Raw genomic sequence first — 15,695 nt, 5'->3', positions numbered from 1 at the left:
AATATCCTACCTTTAGTTGTAAGTTTCTTCCAGATTTTCTTTGACCCACTCCAACAGTTCGATTTTTTCATTGCGAATTTGCTGCTGAACAAAAGCGGGCAATCGGAAGTTTAGTATATCATCATAACCCCACTCATCATACGTAATACTGACTCTCAAATCAAGGTATTGGGCTGTTTCTTCAGATTCTGTTAACAATTCGACTTTCGCTAAATCGCTTGCTAACCACGTTCTGGCGATTTGAGTCTTCATTTTTTTGAACTCGACGACCGCTTGATTGCGTTTTTCTGGATAAATGACGGTTTGCCGAATGATTTTTTGGATCAACATCCATTCATAATCTGAAAACAGCAGCTTCACTTTCTGATTTTCAGCAGGTGACAGACTCATTGTGCCATTTTTCCATGCCTCCCATTGCTCCTCGGTGATGCCTAATTGTGTTTCATAAAACTGTTTTTCTGATGCGTATTGCTCGATGATGGTATTTAAAATAATTGCAATTGATACATTATGCATATGTTATCCCTCCTCTTCTATATTTTACTGAAAGTCAGCCGTAATGGAAACTTTTTGCGATTGTTTTTGATTATTTTAAAGAATTGATTTCTTTTGTTATACTAAATACGAAGGAGATGATCAATGATGAAAAAATACCGTTGGGGAATGATTGGCCTCGGAGATATCGCAACGCAATTTGCTGCTGGCTTTTCTAATGAAGCAAGTGAACTATATGGGGTCAGTGCCCGGAGTTTCCCTAAAGTCCAAGCATTTGCTGAGAAACACTCTATTCCCCATGCCTATGAAAGCACAGATGCCATGTTAGAAGATCCGCAAATCGATATTGTTTATATTGCAGTACCTAATGATCTTCATCATGAATTTATTATGAAAGCTCTGATGGCAGGAAAACATGTCCTCTGCGAAAAAGCCATCACCACCAGTGCCGATGAGCTAGCGGAAGAACTAGCCTTAGCCAAAGAAAAAAACCTAATCTTAGAAGAAGCAATGACGATTTTCAATATGCCGGTTTATGCTCGGTTGAAAGAAGAGATTGATGCCGGACGCTTAGGAAAATTAAAAATGATCCAAGCACCATTTGGCAGCTACAAAGATCCAGACCCAAGCAATCGTTTCTTCAATCCAGATTTAGGCGGCGGTGCTTTATTAGATATCGGTACGTATGCTGTTTCATTTGCCCGCTTTTTCATGACGGATACACCAGAAGTGACGTTTAGCAGCATGAAGCCCTTCTCTACAGGTGTGGATGAACAATCAGTCACGATCCTACAAAATCCAGCCGATGAAATGGCTAGTGTCACGCTGACTTTTCAAGCGAAAATGCCTAAAACCGGTATCGTCGCTTTCGAAGAAGGATACATTACCGTAGATGAATACCCTCGTGCGGACAAAGCCGTGATCCATTTCCGAGATGGAACAAATGAAGTGATTGAAGCTGGCGACAGCAGTCAAGCCCTTAATTATGAAATTGCCAATATGATCAAAGCCATCGATGGCGAGATCGAAGGATCGATCCATTTGACCACCGATGTCATTGACGTTCTTGATCAAATGCAAGCTTTTTGGGAACAGCAGTAAAATGAAAAAGACTCCTTTTTAGGAGTCTTTTTTTAGCGTGCTATTGTTTGCATTTGCTCAGAAAAGTCGGCTTTGATTTCAATAAAACTTTTAAAGGTTTGCAGAAACTGAAACAGCTGAGCGCGATTTTCAAACTCTGCTCTTGTTTGGGGCAATGGCTTTTGTCGATAATCTTCATAAAGCGCAGCAATTTTTGCCAAGATCTCTTTCCCATCGTTATTTTCGTGAAAGGACTCGGCAGTAAAGGATAGCAACTCTTGAAACGCATTTGTATAGGCTTCTTCTACCCAAAACAACTGCAATAAGTCAACCATTTCTAAGAGTAAGCGTGCCTGACTTTGGCGCATGGTAAAGTACTCTTCATAATAGGAGGCTTCTCCTCGCCATTGATTTTCACTATGCACCATTGCTTGTTGTTTGCCTTGCTTGATATCCCCCAAAAGCGTTTGGCAGACCTGGGGAAGCGTCGCCTTTTCTTTTTCAGTCAACGCAATCGACATGTCTTTTAAAAGACTTTTAAACGTTTCTTCCACTAATTGCTGTCTTTCTTTCAATGCTCGTTCGCCATCTGGCATATATAAATTGAACAAAAGTGCAAAGCCAATGCCAATACTCATCAATAAAAAAGCATTCCCAATCAGTGGCCAAGCAAACGAACGTTCCATCATATAATGGGTCACCAAGACAGAATTGACGACGATCCCATCGGTCAAATTGAAATAGACAGCGGTTGGGATAAAGAGAAAGAGAAAAAGAACAAATCCTATCGGCCCAAAGCCTAATAAATGGAAGCTGACAAAAGCTAAGAGCGTTGCGATCGCCAAAGAGATCAAACGCCCGATTCCCGTAAAAAGTGACGTTTTCTTTGTATTGCCGACGCTTAAAATGGCGATGATCCCTGCGGCTGGCGCATACAAAAGACCGATCTGTTGTGCCAGAAACATTGATAAACCAGCAGCAATCGCCGTTTTCACGGTCCTCATTCCGATTTTCATTTTTGTCACCTCCTGTGAAAAGTATACTAAATTGTGAGGAATAAGACTAGAATTTCTCAACTGCTTTGGGTATGATTAAGTAAAGGGGGCATTCGACCATGAAACTGGGGCGTTTTCGCTTAGGTATGCGAACGATAAAAACAGCTATCGCTGTTATGCTTTGTATTCTGCTCTTTCATTTTCTTGATCGTGGCCAACCATTGATTGCTGCCTTGTCGGCTGTCTTTTCTTTGCGACAAGACCTGACCACAACGATCTCTTTTGGTAAGTCACGGGTATTAGGAAATACGATCGGCGGCGGTACAGCCATTTTTTACTTTTTGACGAAGCAATATTTTCAAAATGACTTTCTGATCGAATTGTTTGTCTTGCCAGCGCTAGTCATTTTTGTCATCGTTTTTTCAGATGGCATCAATAACAATTCTGGCATTATCTCTGCTATTGCGACGATGCTTTTGATCACTTCCAGTGTCCCTCAAGGGGAATCGATCATCTTCGCCTTAGACCGTGTATTGGACACCTTTATCGGCACGTTAGTTGCCCTATCGATCAATTTCGTCATTCGACCACCTGAGGAAGAGAAAAAGGATGAGATCCAAGAAGATCTGGTGGTGCTGAGGCAAAAAGAGCTTGAACTAAAAGCCATGCTAGAAGAAGTCCAAGGCGAGATTTCCGAACAAGAAAAACAAGAAAAATAAAAACAGCCTTTTTCCAGAATCATTCTGAGAAAAGGCTGTTTTTGTTACTCATTGGCTTTCAGTGCATCGATCATATTGACATGTTTCAGTTTGAAATACATTGCGATCCCTACCACGCTTGAAAATAAGCAGGTCAATCCAGCGGCATACAAATAGCTCATTGGTTCGACTGTCGGTGAAAACATGGCGATATCGACTTCGATGGTCTGTAAGACAAATTGATGCTGAAGCACCCCTAATAATAAACCAAATGCAATGCCGAAGATCGTCAGAAAGATATTTTCACGAAAGACGTACATGGTCACTTCTCGATCATAAAAGCCCAATACTTTGATGGTCGACAACTCGCGAATGCGTTCCGCTATATTGATGTTGTTCAAGTTATACAACACGATAAAGGCTAATGCCCCCGCAGACGAGATCAAGATCCAGATGACGATGTTCAAGGTTGCTGTCGTGTCATCTAAGGCATCCGCTGAAGCTGAGAGGAAAGCAACATTGATGACATTGTCTTGTGCCATCAGATCAGCTGCTATCGCTTCTTCATCCGATTTTGTCAAACGCTGATTGAATTTCAATAACTCACTGTTGTAAGAAGGAGCTGCTTGAAAGATCTTCTGGTAAGCATCCGGGGTCAAATAAGCAAAATGCCCAGTGTAGTTTTCTGCGATTGCAGCCACATTCAGTTCAAATGCTTCGCCGCTTTCATTCGTCAACGTTATCGTATCACCCACCGATAATCCAAACAACTTAGCAAGCTTTTCATTGATGATGGCGCCCTCTCCTTCTAGCTCGTAAGCTTCTCCTGAAACCCGATCATTCAAGTGGACAAATCTCGATAAAGCCGCAGGATCTTCTGGCACGGTGACGGTTACTTCTTGCTGCGTGACCCCCGATTGAGCCAACGTCAGACTTTCCGTATGCAAGAATAACCCTGCTTCAAAACCATCAATATCTTCTGCGGCGGCTTTTGTTTCACTCATTGCTTCCGAATCCTCATCATCAAAGGTGATCACCGCCTGATATTGCCAGATTTTCTCAAACTGTAAAGGAATGATATTGCTGATGGAATCTCTCAGGCCAAATCCAGTCAAGATCATGGACGTACATCCGGCGATCCCTAAGATGGTCATGAGCATTCTTGACTTGTAGCGAAACAGGTTTCGCATTGTAACTTTTTGAATAAAACTTAAGTGCCGCCATATAACGGTGATTCTTTCTAAGAGAATTCGTTTTCCTGTTTTGGGTGCCTTTGGTCGTAACAATGAAGCCGATGACTGTCTTAAATCAAATCGTAAAACCAGCAACGCGATACCGATGGTGCAAAGCAAGCTGACTCCCACAGCAATCAATGAAAGCCGCAAATACCATGGGGTTTCATACTCCGTGAGATTGTAAAGCGGTCCATAAGCTTGAATGATGATTGCTGGAAAAAAGGAAAAGCCGACTGCTAGACCCAATACAGCACCTGTGATGCCTGCTGCAGAGGAATAAAGCAAAAATTTCTGTCCAATCTCCCAGTTACGATAGCCTAATGCTTTCAATGTACCGATCTCACTACGTTTTTCATCAATCATCCGCGTCATGGTGGTTAGACTGACTAACGCTGCAATCAAAAAGAAGATAACTGGGAAAATCGTCGCTAACGAAGAAACCCGTTCCGCATTGTCTTGGTACTCTGAATAACCAGGATTCGCATCGCGGTTTGCGACACGATAAACTGCCGGTTTTAGATCCAACAATTCCTGCTCTTTTTCAGCAACTTCTTTTTTGGCATCTTCAAGTTTTTCGCGTTCTTTTGGTGCTCTTTCTTTAAATTCGTCAAGCTTTTCTTGAAGGGTTGCTTCGTTTTCTCGATATTCTTGCCAACCAGCAGCTAATAAAGACTGACCCTTGGCTTTTTCAGAAGCTAAGGTCTCACGAGCGTCGCTTAGCTGCGTCTCTCCTTGGGTGATCTGGGTCTGCGCTTGTGCCAATTCTTGGCGCCCAGCTCTGATTTGGCTCCAGCCAGCATTGACTTGCTGTTGTGCCTGCTGAAGTTGCGCTTCTTGGTCATTGATCGTAGACAATTGCCCAAGTAATTGCGCACGTTGTTGCTCACCTTCGGCAATAAGTGGACGCAATGTATCTTCAGCTGCCGTCAGCATAGTAGCAATCATCGTTTCATCGATTTCCTCCAGATCAGGAACCGGACCAAGGACATCTGTCGGCAGGTTCAACTGTGCCAGAGCGGCTGTTATTTGTGCATAGACGGTAGGCAGCTGGGACATTTGCTCCTCTGCAGAAAGTTGACTCACACTTCTGATTTGATCCATGCCTTGGTATGCCAGCGCCAGTTGCTCCTCTACCTGCTGGATACCCCTTTGTAGTTCAGGTCTTTGTGCCAAAACGGGTGCCAACTGAGCTTGGGCTGACTGTACTTGGGCTTCTTGCTGAATCAATGCTTGTTCATTTTGATCTAGCAGGCGTTGATTTTCGATCAATGCCTGTTTCCCCTCAGCTAATTTTTGCGCTTCTACATTCAATTGCTCTTGGGCAGTTTGAATCTCTGTCTGAAAAGCTACTTCTTGTTCCGTCAACTCCTGATGCGCCTGCGCCAATTTCTCTGTTGCGTCGTCAAGTTCCGCTTGCGCTTGCTGCAATGCCTCTTCGCCATCACGGATCTGTTCTTTGGCTTCATCAATCGCTGGTTGCGCTTCATCGATCAACTCTTGCCGACGTCCTTGTGCCCGCGGAGCCAACCGTTCTTCTACTTCATCACTTACTTGATCCCTTTTTGTCTGATATGCTTCTGAATAGCTAGTCACTTGCGATAGCTCATCAAAACGAACTAACAATCTAGCATACGCAGTTTCTTTAAAATCTTCTTCTGGAATTACTGCAAAGTAATCGACTGTCCCATTCCCAACGGTACTATTGCCTCGATGAAAATTCTCAATAAATTCGGGACTATTGACAAAGCCAACGATCGTGTAAGTGTGCGTTGCTAGCTGGTTTTCACCGCTTTCTGGCAGTTCAAAAGTTTCATCTAGTGCAAACCCACCGCTGCTTTGTGCCGCTTGATCCAAAGCAATTTCCCCTGACTTTTGCGGCAATCGACCAGAAGTCACCTGATATTGATTGACTTGTCGCTCCTTCGAAAGGGAAAAGACACGGATCACGGCACGGTGATTTTCGGCATTGATATCGGCGATCTGCTCTGCTTCAACAGACGTGACACCAGGCATTTCTTCAATGATTTCCCGATCGGCAGTCGACAACCCTAAAGTTGACGCAATCGTAAAGTCCGCTAATTTCTGGCGAGCAAAGTAATCTTCAGCAGCTTGTTCCATATTCGGACCTGTTGCACTGATCCCCACAAAAAAAGCGACCCCTAAGAAGATAATGCCTAATATGGACAAAAACCGCCCGGGTGCTTGCCTAATTTCACGTAAACTGGAACGTAATAATGTTTTTTTCATAGGCATTTACCAAGAAATAGAGGCAATTGGAATCGGATGAGTATTTTTTTCCATCTTGCGGACCTTTGCATCATTGATATGGATCACACGATCAGCCATGGGAGCCAATGCGCTGTTATGTGTAATGATCAAAACGGTCGTCCCAGTCTCACGAGCCGTTTTTTCTAGAATTGCTAGAATCTGTTTCCCCGTTTCATAGTCAAGTGCCCCAGTTGGTTCATCACAAAGCAGCAATTTGGGCTTCTTCGCTATAGCACGAGCGATCGTGACTCGCTGCTGCTCGCCACCAGACAATTGCGCTGGAAAGTGATCCAAGCGATCACCAAGCCCAACTTGGGTCAAGATCTCAGCAGCATCAAGTGCCTCTGGCACGATTTGTGCTGAGAGTTCAACGTTTTCTCTGGCTGTCAAATTAGGGACCAAATTATAAAACTGAAAGACAAAACCGACATCTTTGCGGCGATAGGTCGTCAATTGTTTGGCATCAAAGCCAGCAATATCTGTTCCATCAACGATCACTTTGCCACTGTCACATTGATCCATTCCGCCAAGTATGTTTAAAACGGTGGACTTACCAGCGCCACTAGGACCAAGGATCAGTGCGATCTCTCCTTTTTCTACAGAAAACGAAACACCATCATTAGCAGCAATGACCGTGTCGCCCATTGTGTATTTCTTCACTTCTTTCACAACTTCGATATAACTCATTATGTTCCTCCAAGAATTCCAGCGCCGCATGCGCTTTCTCGCTTAATAGTGTATCATACTTATTCCTGCGAAAGAAACAGCAAAAAAGCAGCTCATTTTATCAAATTAAAAAATCTGAGACAAAATGATGCTCATTCTGTCCCAGAATCGATTTTACACTTCCATCTAATTTGATTGACAAAGAACAAAAACCAATTATTGTGCTTGGTCGGCAATTCTTCGCTGGGTTTCTTCCCAAAGTTTTTGCGCTTGCTGCCGCTCATCAAGGATCTCCGTCGGCACTGCCTGACGGTCGACAAAGTAGCGCCCGCTAGTGCCAGCTACCTCGGGGCTTAGTGCCAAATATATCGCTGTATCAGACCCTTCCTCTGGTGTTTTGAAAAAAGGCGTGAGCATTTTGTAGACAGATTGACCAAATCCTGTTTGTCGGCTGACCCCTAAGCTGGTCGCCACAGCTCCCGGATGCAAGGCATTGGCAGTAACGGTCGTATTGCGCAATTGAAAGGCAAGTGCATCCGTAAATAAAATCAGGGCTTTTTTTGAGCGCCCATATTCCCGCCAAGGTAAAAAATCTGGTACATCGAAAAAGCGCTGATCCTTTTTCTTTACAAATTTGTAAGCACCAGAAGCAACATTAACGAGCCTACCAGCATCCGCACGTTTTATTAGCGGCAATAACTGACGGGTCAGTTCAAAATGCCCCACGTAGTTTACGCCCAGCATTTGTTCAAATCCATCGGCTGTTCGCTCTTTTTTTAAATTGACGATGCCCGCATTATTAATCAGTACATCCAATTTCTCAAAGCGGGCATTGATTTCAGCGGCTGACTTGCGTACGCTAGCCAATGACCCCAGATCACCGATCACTAGATCAATGCTTGGATTGCCAGTCTCTTCCTTCAAACGTTGCTGTGCTGCCTGTCCTCGTTCGGCAGAACGGCAATACAAAATCACATGCATCCCCATTTCTGCTAATTGTTTGGCTGTTGCAAAGCCCATGCCAGCGTTGGCACCCGTAACTAAAATCGTCTTCAATTTGCCACCTTCCCCTTCTAAGAATACCGTTTTTCTTTCATCATAACTGAAAACAAAAAAATCTGCTCAAAAAACAGATCGAGAAAAGCTCTCTTCTTGTTTCTTGAAGCAGATTGTTTCATTTTATGCTTGGTAACGGCAAACACCATCTAAATAAGTGGCTGCTAAATTCATTTCTTGATCCAAAACAATGAAGTCTGCTGGACGACCTTGTTTGATCATGCCGCAAGCGTGGTCGATGTTACAGCTGATCGCTGGGATCAAGCTTGCCATCATGACCGCTTCTTGAGGGGTAGCGATTCCCCAGTCTACAACATTTTTCACGGCTTCTTTTAGTTTCAAGATGCTGCCAGCAAGATTGCCTGTTTCCATCCGTGCCGTGCCATCTTTCACAACGACGGGAAATTCACCTAAGATGTAATCACCGTCTGGCATGCCGCCAGCCATCATACAGTCAGTGATCAAGGCCATATGGTCGTGACCAGCTTTTTCCATCAAAATCTCAGCTGCTTGTGGATGCACATGGTGGCCATCACAAATCAACTCAGAAAAAACTTCTTTTAATGAAAGTAAGGCACCGACCATTCCAGGCTCGCGATGGTTTAATCCGCGCATTCCGTTGAATGCATGAACAAAGACACTGGCACCAGCTTCTACTGCTGTTTGCGCTTCTTGTAATGTACCGTTACTATGACCTAAGGCAACTACTACGCCTTCTTCTGTGACTTGCGAAACAAATTCTTTCACACCTTCGCGCTCAGGAGCCAAGGCGATTTTCTTGATAATTCCACCAGAAGCTTCTTGCCATTCATGGAAGGTGTCAATATCTGGATCACCAAAATAGATCGGATTTTGTGCCCCTTTATGTTCTTCAGTAAAGAACGGTCCTTCAAAGTAGATCCCTTGGATCTTCGCTCCTGTAACTTCGTCTTTGACTTTCCCAACGGTTTCAGCAACATCCCGCAACCGTTCTTTGCTAGATGTTAAAGTTGTCGGTAAGAAAGATGTCACACCACAAGACAAAAGACCTTCTGACATGGCTTTGATGCCTTCTGCATCGTTATCCATCACATCATGGTTCATAAACCCGTGGATATGAGTATCCACAAGACCCGGTGCTACCCATTTGCCTGAATAATCTTCTACGTCTGCACCAGCAGGGACTTCATCGACGATCGCGCCGAATTTTCCCTCCTTGACCTCCAAGTAACCAGGGCCATGAACCGCTGATTTCAGAAAGAATTTGTCTGCGTAAATATATTTATTCATCTTGATCGCTCCTCTATTTCTTTTCTTCCTTAAAAGTACTCTTATTTGCAGCAGAAGTCAAGAAAGGTCTACACCACTTTGTCTGATTGGCGAATATCCATGACGGCACGATACAGTTGAAAACTTTTTTCAGCTGCTTTTTCTTCTTTTAGTCTTTGAAGCAATTGTCCTTTTAGTTCAAACAATTCTTCTAGAAAATACAAGCTATTTTTCTCTCTCGCTAGGGCAATGCCTTCGTTGGTTACTTTTAGCGCGCGACAGTCTTCTTGTTGCTCCTTTAAAAAGACCGCATAATTGTAGTAAATTTTGGTCAATGATGTGGAGAGACGTTCCGGCGGCAGTGCGTGCATGGCATCGTAAGCTTTTTCTAAGTAAAAACGAGCCTCACCCAGTTGCAGCAAATCACTATAGACGCGACCCATGCAGCTCAGGATACGAATTTCCATCACCGACACATTGGTCTTATCCTGTTGATAGGAGTAGGCCAATCCTTTTTTCAGCGCCTCAAGGGCGGCATCATAGTTTTGATCGAGGAAATAATCACAGCTGCCTAGATAGTAGTAATACATTTGCATATCTGAATCCAGATACAAATAATCCTTGATCGCCTTGTCTTCCATTTTTTCCCGCATTTCTTGAAACTGCTTATGGACAAAATGTGATTCGATTTCGGCAAAGATTTGATTGGTTTTGTTGATCTCTTCCGAATGAAGCATCATTACTTGATCTAAGGTGACGCCTAAGCGTTGGCAGATTTGGTACATCACCCAGACATTGGGCAGCTCTTCGTTGTTTTCGATACGACTTAACACACTTTGCGAACAAATATCTTCCGCTAACATCTTCTGGGTCATCTTTCGTTTCAACCGAATTGAACGGATATTTTGACCAAAAGATTCATCTCTTTTTTTCATAATCGTCCTCCAGGGGGAATTCTAAAAAAATCGAACGTTTCTTGTCAAAAATGCGAATTCGCATTTTTAATTTTCTTTATTTTAGCACATAATGACAAAAAGGAAAGCAATTTCAAGAATGTCTTGTTATTTTTCCACAATTTCAAATGAGGTGTTAAGATGACGATCGACAGTACGATCTTTTTTACATGGGAAGGCAAAAAATACCAAGGGATCATCGAACGAGAATATGAAAATTCGGTCCTCGTTCAAGTGACCGATCCTAGTGCTGAAATGCTGGATAAGTTTACCAATCGGATGATTGTCAGCAAAAAAATTTGTCAACCAGTTACCGAATAAAAACATAAGCACCGCTCCCTCACGATCGCTGAAGGAGCGGTGCTTTTTCATGTACTTACTTCTGGCGATACGCTGCCAAGAATTCTGTCATTTTTTCAGCAGTCGTTTTTAAATCTTCCATATTAGGAAGGTAGACGATACGGAAATGATCGGGCTGTTGCCAATTGAACCCACCGCCGTGCACCAACAAGATATGGTGTTCATGTAAAAAGTCGAGAACAAATTGTTCATCATTGGTAATGTTAAAGCGCTGAATATCAATTTTAGGAAAAATATAAAAGGCTGCTTTCGGTTTCACTGCTGACAATCCAGGAATATCATTGATCGCCTTGTAGATAAACTCTCTTTGTTCATAGATTCGACCACCTGGCAGCAGCAGCTCATCGGAGCTTTGATAGCCGCCTAGTGCAGTCTGGACGATTTGTTGCGATAAAACATTGGAACACAGCCGCATCGATGACAACATATTCAAGCCTTCGATATAGTCTTTGACATTGGACTTATCCCCGCTGAGAACCATCCAGCCAACGCGGAAGCCTGCCACTCGGTGAGACTTAGACAAACCGCCTAGCGTCACAACGAAGCGATCTGGTGCTAGTGTAGCAATCGGTACATGGACATAATCATCCATGACTAAACGGTCATAGATCTCATCGGAGAAAATGATCAAGTCATGCTCACGAGCAACCTCGACGATTTGTTGCAAAACTTCTTTCGGATAAACGGCGCCGGTGGGATTATTTGGATTAATAATGACGATGGCCTTCGTCTTGCTGGTTACTTTGGCTTTGATATCCTCGATATCAGGATTCCAATCTGCTTGTTCATCACAAATATAATGGACGGGTTTTCCGCCAGCTAATGAGATCGAAGCAGTCCACAAGGGATAGTCTGGCATCGGCACGAGCACTTCGTCCCCATTGTTACATAACCCTTGCATACACATCGTGATCAGCTCGGAAACACCATTACCTGTGTAAATATCATTGATGGTCACATCAGGAAATTTTTGTAATTGATAATATTGCTCGATCGCTTTACGTGCCGAGAAAATCCCTTTTGAATCAGAATAGCCTTCCGACTCTCGCACATTCATGATTAAATCTCTAACGATTTCATTTGGGGCTTCAAAGCCAAAGGGCGCGGGATTCCCAGTATTTAATTTTAAGATACTGATGCCTTCTTCTTGCATCCGATCAGCTTCTTCTAAAACAGGGCCGCGTACATCATAACTGACCCCTTCAAGTTTTGACGACTTTGAAAATTTCTTCATATTCCATTTCTCCTTTAACCATAGGTCAACGTCAGGTTATTGGTTCTCGTCGTTGATCTCTTTTCAGATTGAACCTATTATAGCAAAAAAATTTTAACTGTGGCGAAAATTTTTCACCTCTGGATCGAGAGCGCTTGCCCTGCGTTCATCCACTGAATTTGGTTCATTCAGGAATTTTCAGGAAAATACTTCAAGTACAATTCATTTAACGCCAAATGCCCCACCGAAAAATCAGTGATTCCTGCTGCGATAAAGCGTTGCGGCAACTGCGGATCGCTGATTTCTACTAGATAGATCCGCCCTTGCAGATCGATAGTCACTGTCGTTAGCTCTGGAAAAGCCACCAAGAAATCCGCCGAGTCCGTCTTTACATACAACGGTTCATTGACCAACGACTTGCGACCAAGGTATTCGTGAATGATCTTACCGTCTTTTAAAAACAAGACCCGATCCGCGTAAGAATCTAAATTCGTCAGAATATGCGAAGCGATCACGATTGCTTTCTTTTGCTCCCGCAAGGCTTTCAACACGTTGGAGATCAATTCGACATTGGTCGGATCTAAGCCATTCATCACCTCATCCATCAGCATGTATGGCGTATCTGTCACGATCTGCATCGCAAAACACAGACGTTGCCGCATCCCCAGCGAATAGGTTCCCACTGGGCGTTTGATATAATCGCTCATTCGCAAACGAGCAATCGTTTCTTCCACCAAGCGTTCCTCTGAACGCCACATTCGCTGATACAGTTTCAAATGCTCGAGTCCGCTTAAATCATTGTACAAATCATTTTGATCAGGAAAAAATGAAATTTGTTGATGCGCTGCCACTTCTGATTTTTTGGTCACATATACTTGACTGCCGTTTAAAAATACTGCGCCTTCATTCGGCTGGATGAAATTCATCGCCACATTCAGTAGCGTGGATTTCCCAGTGCCGTTAGGGGCGACTAACCCGACGATCTCCCCGGGAGAAAAAGCAACGGAAAGTTGATCCAATACTTTTCTCGTATATGTGACAGTCACATTTTTCAGTTCTAACATATCGTTCCTCCTATGCCAAATGAAATTTTTTGCGTTGGATCGTCAAAAAGAAACACATTTCGATCAGAAGCCAAACGCCGCCTAATAAAAGTAAGCCTTTTTCCATCGTAAATCCTGCAGAACCAAAGTAAAAGCATGTCCAGCCTGAAAGGACTTGTCCCACATTTTGATACAGATAGACATACAGCGTTTTATCAAGGTAGGCACTAAACCAGCGTCGTTGGAAAAGAAAGGGCGAAAGCAAACAAAAACCAGCCACAAGCAGATTAATCATTTCTGAACGAAACAGGGCACTGAACAGCAAGATGCCGCGACAATAAAGAAACTGCAAGAAAAGCGTTGCTAGAAAACATTGACTTAAAAAAAGACCGATGGCTTGTGTTTCAAAAGCATTGAAATCGGTGATCGGGTAGCGGGCATCAAAGGTCGATGATAAAATCGTGACTGGCAGTTCCAAGGAACCAAAGCCGAATTGAATACCAGAGCCAAACCAGATAAAGAACATGGTTCCTAGCGTTGCGATTGCAGAACCAACCATCAACGCTGCCGTTTTGCTCCAAAGGATCTCTTCTGTCGATAATGGCAGTGAAAGAAACAGAGATTTATGTCTTCGTTCTTTTGGTAAGCAATCGATCGCCAAAAATAAAGAAACAGCAAGCAACAGAATCGGTAAATATCCAGTAAAACTTCTCTGTAATGCTTGCACCCCCGTTTTTTGCTCCATGACTGCTTGAGAGAGTTTGCTATTGGGCAGCTGGCTAAAAGCCTCCATCAGTTTTGCGGTTGATGCATAGCCGAACCGCCCATCATAGGCAGCGTAGTAATTTTGAAACGTATAATAATCCGGTGTATAAAAAACATTTCGTTCATCGGTAAACTGCAACGCCAACTGGTACCACGTACTTGTTCCTTGTGCATAAGCTTGCCAGTTTTCATCAGCTAGTGCATCTAATCGTTGTTTTTCCGCTTCGTTCCATGGGGTAAACATTTCAACTGCTAAGCTTGCCGACCAATGGTCAGAAGGATTGGCTGCTTGTTGATCAAGAAAATCTTGTCGCACAGTATAGCGTTGTTGCATTTCCGTTTCATCTACTCGTTCAATCGGGCGAAAATCTTTTTGCCAAAAACTGTAAACGCCGCTGTAGATCAGCAACAAGCAAAAAAGACCAATGGTTTTCTTGCTCTTTAAGAGTTGTCGTAATTCAAATAAAAAATAGTCTTTCATCCTTTGCCTCCTTTCAACAAGCGATTCTGTTTATCCGCAACGAGCATGATGCTTAAACAAAGGAAGATCCACACCAGCGTCAGCAGCCAACTAGCATAGACGCCCCAAGAAGTACCAGAACCCAAAGCAAAGGCGCCCGAATAAAATTTCTCCAGAGCAGCTAGATGAACTGGTAATATAGGGATCTTTTGCAGCATCGGAATCAAGCCGAATCCATAAAAAAGCACCAGTAAAAAGAAAGAGACGTATCGATTGGCTGCGACCATGTTCATGACAAATCCTAAGCATTCGATCAAACCAATCAGCAAGGCAAAAGAAGCCATACTATATAAAACGCTCTGCCAAAAAGGTAAGGCTGCCCAATCCCCACTGACATAGACGGCTACTGGATACTGCCAATCCCCGAACTCCCCCAGAAGGCTCATTGAAAGAAAGACGCCTAAGAAAAACACGAGCAAGATTCCTAAATTGGTGATCGTTTTGACAAAAACCTTACTGACCATCCGAATCGGAAAAATTTGTGGGTATGAGCGGATCAAGGAGAAGTGTTCTCTTTCTTCTAATAAATTGTCACTAGCAAAAAAAGCCCAGAAGAAGAACCCAAAATTCAGTAAAAACGTTATTGCCAAAGCGACAGCCGTCTGGGTATTGGCAGCCGTGAGAACCGGATCTTTTTCTTGCTCGGCTAAGGCTTGATAGACCGTTTGCTCTTGTTCGATCGACCACATCGGCGGTAAAAAGGCTTTGTCATCAACTGAAGACGCCCAAATCTGCTTTTTTAGTTCTGCAATTTGAATACTCGTTTGATTAAATCGTTCATATTCCTCCATAATCAAGTTGGACAGCTGCCGTGAGGTCAGAGTATTGTTATCAAGTAATAGCTGATATACCTCTTGCTCATCCGGTGAACCAGATTGATTGGCTTGGTAGCGATCAACAAGCCGTGAGGCCTCCGCTTTTTCGGCGGTAATGGTAGCGGGCAAGTTGACGGGTTCCATCAGTTTCAAATAAACGGAAAAACTGCAGCCTAAACTAAAGGCACCAATGAGTAGGAAGATGAATACTTTCTGCTTAACAGCTTTTGCCAGTTGGTTTTTAAAATAGTTCATTTGCTCTCCTCTCAAAAAAATAATTATTCA

Annotated in this window: 14 protein-coding genes; 3 read left to right on the top strand and 11 right to left on the bottom strand. The window is 43.3% G+C overall.

Features of this window, described 5'->3' with window-relative positions:
- Positions 1-12 precede the first annotated feature (12 nt).
- A complete protein-coding gene (locus Q1X33_RS12015; protein WP_005229993.1) occupies positions 13-516 on the bottom strand; it encodes a hypothetical protein in 504 nt (167 codons plus the stop codon).
- A 123-nt stretch (positions 517-639) separates the two neighbouring features.
- Here Q1X33_RS12015 and Q1X33_RS12010 point away from each other — a divergent pair, with 123 nt between their 5' ends.
- Positions 640-1,596, top strand: a complete 957-nt coding sequence (locus tag Q1X33_RS12010) for a Gfo/Idh/MocA family protein (protein ID WP_005229991.1) — start codon at positions 640-642, stop codon at positions 1,594-1,596.
- A gap of 32 nt (positions 1,597-1,628) precedes the next feature.
- On the opposite strand, the gene Q1X33_RS12005 is transcribed toward Q1X33_RS12010, so the two are convergent.
- On the bottom strand, positions 1,629-2,591 hold the full coding sequence (locus tag Q1X33_RS12005; protein WP_034869373.1) for an aromatic acid exporter family protein: 963 nt from the start codon (positions 2,589-2,591) through the stop codon (positions 1,629-1,631).
- A 98-nt stretch (positions 2,592-2,689) separates the two neighbouring features.
- Here Q1X33_RS12005 and Q1X33_RS12000 point away from each other — a divergent pair, with 98 nt between their 5' ends.
- Positions 2,690-3,289, top strand: a complete 600-nt coding sequence (locus Q1X33_RS12000) for an aromatic acid exporter family protein (RefSeq protein WP_005231932.1) — start codon at positions 2,690-2,692, stop codon at positions 3,287-3,289.
- Positions 3,290-3,333: 44 nt separating this feature from the next.
- Here the strand turns inward: Q1X33_RS12000 and Q1X33_RS11995 are convergent, their stop codons facing one another.
- The 5 genes from Q1X33_RS11995 to Q1X33_RS11975 form a co-directional block, all read right to left on the bottom strand.
- Positions 3,334-6,750: an FtsX-like permease family protein gene (locus tag Q1X33_RS11995; protein ID WP_241761039.1), complete on the bottom strand. Its 3,417-nt coding sequence runs from the start codon at positions 6,748-6,750 to the stop codon at positions 3,334-3,336.
- 6 nt (positions 6,751-6,756) lie between these two features.
- A complete protein-coding gene (locus tag Q1X33_RS11990; protein ID WP_015509898.1) occupies positions 6,757-7,458 on the bottom strand; it encodes an ABC transporter ATP-binding protein in 702 nt (233 codons plus the stop codon).
- Positions 7,459-7,653: 195 nt separating this feature from the next.
- Positions 7,654-8,493 carry an SDR family oxidoreductase gene (locus Q1X33_RS11985; RefSeq protein WP_005229982.1) on the bottom strand — a complete coding sequence of 280 codons (840 nt, stop codon included), beginning with the start codon at positions 8,491-8,493 and terminating at the stop codon, positions 7,654-7,656.
- Positions 8,494-8,616: 123 nt separating this feature from the next.
- Positions 8,617-9,762 (bottom strand): N-acetylglucosamine-6-phosphate deacetylase, encoded by a 1,146-nt coding sequence (gene nagA, locus Q1X33_RS11980; protein WP_005229980.1) that lies wholly within the window; start codon positions 9,760-9,762, stop codon positions 8,617-8,619.
- Between the two features lie 68 nt (positions 9,763-9,830).
- Positions 9,831-10,676, bottom strand: coding sequence for a helix-turn-helix domain-containing protein (locus tag Q1X33_RS11975; protein WP_005229979.1), 846 nt, complete (start codon positions 10,674-10,676; stop codon positions 9,831-9,833).
- Between the two features lie 159 nt (positions 10,677-10,835).
- Here Q1X33_RS11975 and Q1X33_RS11970 point away from each other — a divergent pair, with 159 nt between their 5' ends.
- Complete coding sequence (locus Q1X33_RS11970; RefSeq protein WP_005229977.1) at positions 10,836-11,015, top strand: hypothetical protein; 180 nt, start codon at positions 10,836-10,838, stop codon at positions 11,013-11,015.
- Between the two features lie 55 nt (positions 11,016-11,070).
- On the opposite strand, the gene Q1X33_RS11965 is transcribed toward Q1X33_RS11970, so the two are convergent.
- The 4 genes from Q1X33_RS11965 to Q1X33_RS11950 all read right to left on the bottom strand — a co-directional run bounded on the left by Q1X33_RS11965 (position 11,071) and on the right by Q1X33_RS11950 (position 15,665).
- Entirely contained in the window at positions 11,071-12,288 is a 1,218-nt protein-coding gene (locus Q1X33_RS11965; RefSeq protein WP_005229975.1) for a pyridoxal phosphate-dependent aminotransferase, read from the bottom strand.
- A 167-nt stretch (positions 12,289-12,455) separates the two neighbouring features.
- Positions 12,456-13,331 (bottom strand): ABC transporter ATP-binding protein, encoded by an 876-nt coding sequence (locus Q1X33_RS11960; protein ID WP_005229973.1) that lies wholly within the window; start codon positions 13,329-13,331, stop codon positions 12,456-12,458.
- 10 nt (positions 13,332-13,341) lie between these two features.
- On the bottom strand, positions 13,342-14,556 hold the full coding sequence (locus Q1X33_RS11955; RefSeq protein ID WP_005229971.1) for an ABC transporter permease: 1,215 nt from the start codon (positions 14,554-14,556) through the stop codon (positions 13,342-13,344).
- On the bottom strand, positions 14,553-15,665 hold the full coding sequence (locus Q1X33_RS11950) for a hypothetical protein (RefSeq protein WP_005231926.1): 1,113 nt from the start codon (positions 15,663-15,665) through the stop codon (positions 14,553-14,555). Before Q1X33_RS11950 ends, Q1X33_RS11955 begins: the two co-directional genes overlap by 4 nt.
- Between the last annotated feature and the right edge of the window lie 30 nt (positions 15,666-15,695).

It is taken from the genome of Enterococcus sp. B2E4, assembly GCF_030499455.1.
Lineage (GTDB): Bacteria > Bacillota > Bacilli > Lactobacillales > Enterococcaceae > Enterococcus_D > Enterococcus_D casseliflavus.
This window is presented reverse-complemented; position numbering and strand designations above follow the sequence as displayed.

Excerpts from the sequence above, each read along its gene's own strand:
- Q1X33_RS12015 (WP_005229993.1), bottom strand. The coding sequence starts at position 516 with ATGCATAATGTATCAATTGCAATTATTTTAAATACCATCATCGAGCAA.
- Q1X33_RS12010 (WP_005229991.1), top strand. The coding sequence starts at position 640 with ATGATGAAAAAATACCGTTGGGGAATGATTGGCCTCGGAGATATCGCA.
- Q1X33_RS12005 (WP_034869373.1), bottom strand. The coding sequence starts at position 2,591 with ATGAAAATCGGAATGAGGACCGTGAAAACGGCGATTGCTGCTGGTTTA.
- Q1X33_RS12000 (WP_005231932.1), top strand. The coding sequence starts at position 2,690 with ATGAAACTGGGGCGTTTTCGCTTAGGTATGCGAACGATAAAAACAGCT.
- Q1X33_RS11995 (WP_241761039.1), bottom strand. The coding sequence starts at position 6,750 with ATGAAAAAAACATTATTACGTTCCAGTTTACGTGAAATTAGGCAAGCA.
- Q1X33_RS11990 (WP_015509898.1), bottom strand. The coding sequence starts at position 7,458 with ATGAGTTATATCGAAGTTGTGAAAGAAGTGAAGAAATACACAATGGGC.
- nagA (WP_005229980.1), bottom strand. The coding sequence starts at position 9,762 with ATGAATAAATATATTTACGCAGACAAATTCTTTCTGAAATCAGCGGTT.
- Q1X33_RS11975 (WP_005229979.1), bottom strand. The coding sequence starts at position 10,676 with ATGAAAAAAAGAGATGAATCTTTTGGTCAAAATATCCGTTCAATTCGG.
- Q1X33_RS11970 (WP_005229977.1), top strand. The coding sequence starts at position 10,836 with ATGACGATCGACAGTACGATCTTTTTTACATGGGAAGGCAAAAAATAC.
- Q1X33_RS11965 (WP_005229975.1), bottom strand. The coding sequence starts at position 12,288 with ATGAAGAAATTTTCAAAGTCGTCAAAACTTGAAGGGGTCAGTTATGAT.
- Q1X33_RS11960 (WP_005229973.1), bottom strand. The coding sequence starts at position 13,331 with ATGTTAGAACTGAAAAATGTGACTGTCACATATACGAGAAAAGTATTG.
- Q1X33_RS11955 (WP_005229971.1), bottom strand. The coding sequence starts at position 14,556 with ATGAAAGACTATTTTTTATTTGAATTACGACAACTCTTAAAGAGCAAG.
- Q1X33_RS11950 (WP_005231926.1), bottom strand. The coding sequence starts at position 15,665 with ATGAACTATTTTAAAAACCAACTGGCAAAAGCTGTTAAGCAGAAAGTA.